This window comes from Treponema sp. R6D11 (genome assembly GCF_054786075.1).
On sequence record NZ_BDHD01000185.1, the window covers coordinates 1 to 3,332 of the forward strand.

The following is a 3,332-nucleotide window of genomic DNA, read 5'->3' on the forward strand; positions in this document are numbered from 1 at the left end:
CTACATCATATAGCTTTTTAGTATTTGAACTTTTCTTAGAACCTATAACCGCAACCGCATCGCACTCTTTCGCTAACCTAATTGCCTCTTCTTGCCGCTTCGCTGTTGCATCACATATCGTATCATAAAACTCTGCATCTAAATTTTCTATCTCTTTTTTGAATCTCTCCCAATTTTCAAAATTCTCTGTCGTCTGCGAAACCACTGCAATCGGTCCACTTTTCGGGACATCTTGAGCATCATTTGTGATGACCGCCGTCCCCTCGCACCAACCATTTAACCCTATAACTTCTGGATGCTCCTTCTTTCCAAAAATCACTATCTTCTTGCCCGCCTCGTGTTCCCTATGAACAATCTGCTGTATGGCTTTGACCTTCGGGCATGTACAATCTAAATATTTATATCCTTTATCCTCTAACTCTTTTGCCATGTCTTTCCCCTCGCCATGCGAACGAATAATAACAGTTTTATCTTTCGGTATATCATCAACTCTATCGTATGCAATCACACCATTTTCAGCCAATTTACGTATCACATAATCATTATGTATAAGTTCGCCTAGCGTCGCTGCATTTTCTAGCCCATTAGCACCATCTATAGCACGCCGCACTCCAAAGCAAAAACCAATATTCGAAGCCTTAACTATTTTCACAAATTCTCACCGATTTTCTCCATAACGGCTCCAATAAACTCCCGCTCCGTCCTGCCATCTGCATATATCGGCTCATAAAAAGTAATGATCATTTTTTTAGGAATAAATTTGCCAATCCTATGTATCGTGGTCGGTATAATAGGACAATTAGCCATGGTAGCCAAAGCCGCCGCTCCTCTTTTCCCTTGCGATACTTCAAATTCTTTATATCTATGCCCTTGCGGAAAAACAATTAACTTTCTGCTCTTTTCTAACGCCGTTAAACCTTTTTTAATAGCCCCCGTATCCGCCTTACCACGGTCAACAGAAATACCACCTAAAAATTTTACAATCGCTCCAAATGGTTTAAATTTAAAAATCTCTTTCTTCGCCAAAAAATAAAGCTTGGGTTTATATGCACAAGCAATTAAAGCTCCGTCAAACGCAGCAATATGATTCGGGCATAAAACAGCCGGCCCCTCTGGTATATTCTCTTTTCCACGAACCTCAAACCTATGGAAAATTCTTAAATATAAACTAACAATCCCCTTTATTACGTGATACATCAGGCAACCTTTCCACAACAACATCTGTGATAATCTGTATAGATTCCTCGAGTGTGTTATCTGTAGTATCTGCAATAACAGCGTTCTCTGGGACAACTAACGGAGCGAATGAACGCGAACAATCGTTCCTATCCCTAACTTTTATATCTTTCAACACATCTTCGAACTTAACATATTCCCCACGATCAAGCATCTCATTCCAACGTCTGCGCGCTCGGTCTTCTGTCGTCGCTATCAAAAATATTTTAATATCAGCATGAGGCAAAACAAACGAACCAGCATCTCGCCCATCCATTATAACATCATGATTTGCAGCAAGCTGACGTTGCATATCAACCATTTTTAAACGAACAGGTTTAAACGCCGAAACATCGCTCGCCATTTTAGAAATTTCAGCAGAACGAATTTCCCCTGTTATGTCTTTCCCGCCTAAAATAACTCTCTGCTCACCATTATTATTATATTCAACAGCAATTTGTATATTACCAAGAGCATCAGCTATAGCCGCTTCGCTAGTTATATCAACACCATTTGTTTTACAAAAATAAGCCAATGCACGATACATCGCACCAGTGTCTATATATCTAAATCCCAGATTGCCCGCAACCGCTTTTGCAATCGTAGTTTTACCGCTTCCAGCAGGGCCGTCAATAGTAACCTTAACTGTGTTTGCCATAGGCTTCCACCCTTTTCAAATGTACTTGGAATAATTATATACTTTTTGACTTTTTTTGTCAAGTTTTACAATGCCTTTTTTATATTGACAAATACCGCATTTTAATATATAATATGACAAAACAATATTAGGAGAAAAATTTGAAGGCTAAAATATCAATAGCATCAGGCAAAGGCGGCGTTGGAAAAACAACCATAACCGCTAATTTAGCATATTGCCTCGCAGAACTTGGTAACAAAGTTCTCGTTATTGATGGCGATTTTGGTCTTCGAAATCTAGATATAGCCTTAGGCCTTGCAAACGAAATAGTATACGACATCGGCAACGTAATTTCAGGAGAGGTTTCTCTAGAAAAAGCTATCATCGAAGCAGGCAGGACAAACGTATTTCTCCTAGCAGCTCCTCAACTTAGAGAAAATGATTCAATAACTCCCGAAACTTTGCAAGAATTCATGAACAGCATCGAAGCTAAATTCGATTATTGCATAATCGATTGCCCAGCCGGCATCGGCGAAACATTTCATATCGTCGTCTCCCCAGCAGACCTTGTCCTCCTTGTCACCACCCCCGAAGCAGCTTCAATCCGCGACACAGACAGAACAGCTGGCGTTTTAGAAAGCATCGGGAAAGACAAATATATGCTAATCATAAATCGCATCCGTCCGTCATTCGTAAAAAAGGGCAAAATGCAAAATGTATACGAAGTTGTAGAAACTCTAGGAATTTCAACTCTCGGCATAATTCCCGAAAGCCAATATATAACAGAAACCGCTAAAAACGGGCAATTAGCTGCAAGCAACACAAAAAAACTAATCCGCGAACCTTTTTTAAACATCGCAAAACGCTTAGAGGGCAAGGCTGTCCCTGTCATAAAAATCAACAAGAAAAAATGGAGGAAAGCATAGCCTATGGAACTAAAATGCTACGGTGATTACACGCGCGTTCCAAGCTCCAATGCTTTGGAAACTCTAAATAACAAAACAGGTCAAGGCAGCGAATATCTCGGCTGGGTAGACCTCCCAGAAAACCCTCCAAATCTAGACGAAATAATCAAAGCGACTAGCAAACTAAAGCAAAAAGCAGATGCTCTTCTAGTCATAGGCATCGGTGGGTCATATCTCGGCGCAAAAGCAGGAATTGAATACCTCTTTGGCACAAATCATAACGAGACCGACTGGGGTTAAAACGCTGTATCTCCCGCCTATATCGTCTGGCACTACGAATGTTTTAAAGCCTTCGGCATCTGCTAATTTTTTTAGTGTGCCTTTTTCTTTGTCTGTTGTTGCTATGATTCTTTCGTTATAGTCGTTTGGATATTTCTTTTTCATGAGGTCTAGCACTACACGGAAAGTTAGAGCGGGTTCGAGGGTTGTTCCGGATTTTGAAATTATATTTACTGCGATATTTTTATTTTCGATTATTTTTAATATATCTGCTAGCTCACTACCTGATAATGATG

At 40.1% G+C, this 3,332-nt stretch carries 4 protein-coding genes and 1 pseudogene; 1 reads left to right on the forward strand and 4 read right to left on the reverse strand.

All coding sequences use genetic code 11. From position 1 onward, the window contains the following. From ispH to cmk, 3 genes are all read right to left on the reverse strand, one after another. A partial coding sequence (gene ispH, locus ACYVTD_RS10850) for a 4-hydroxy-3-methylbut-2-enyl diphosphate reductase (protein WP_461247788.1) occupies window positions 1-652 on the reverse strand: 652 nt, incomplete at its 3' end. Further along, the gene (locus tag ACYVTD_RS10855; protein WP_461247789.1) at window positions 649-1,197 is read right to left on the reverse strand and encodes a lysophospholipid acyltransferase family protein; all 549 of its coding nucleotides are present in this window, start codon (window positions 1,195-1,197) and stop codon (window positions 649-651) included. The genes ispH and ACYVTD_RS10855, both read right to left, overlap by 4 nt. Next, entirely contained in the window at window positions 1,169-1,873 is a 705-nt protein-coding gene (gene cmk, locus ACYVTD_RS10860; RefSeq protein ID WP_461247790.1) for a (d)CMP kinase, read from the reverse strand. Before cmk ends, ACYVTD_RS10855 begins: the two co-directional genes overlap by 29 nt. A gap of 140 nt (window positions 1,874-2,013) precedes the next feature. On the opposite strand from cmk, the gene minD reads away from it, so the two are divergent. Next, entirely contained in the window at window positions 2,014-2,778 is a 765-nt protein-coding gene (gene minD / locus ACYVTD_RS10865) for a septum site-determining protein MinD (RefSeq protein ID WP_461247791.1), read from the forward strand. Window positions 2,779-2,985: 207 nt separating this feature from the next. Here the strand turns inward: minD and ACYVTD_RS10870 are convergent. Continuing rightward, window positions 2,986-3,332: pseudogene (locus tag ACYVTD_RS10870) on the reverse strand (hypothetical protein); the annotation flags it as partial.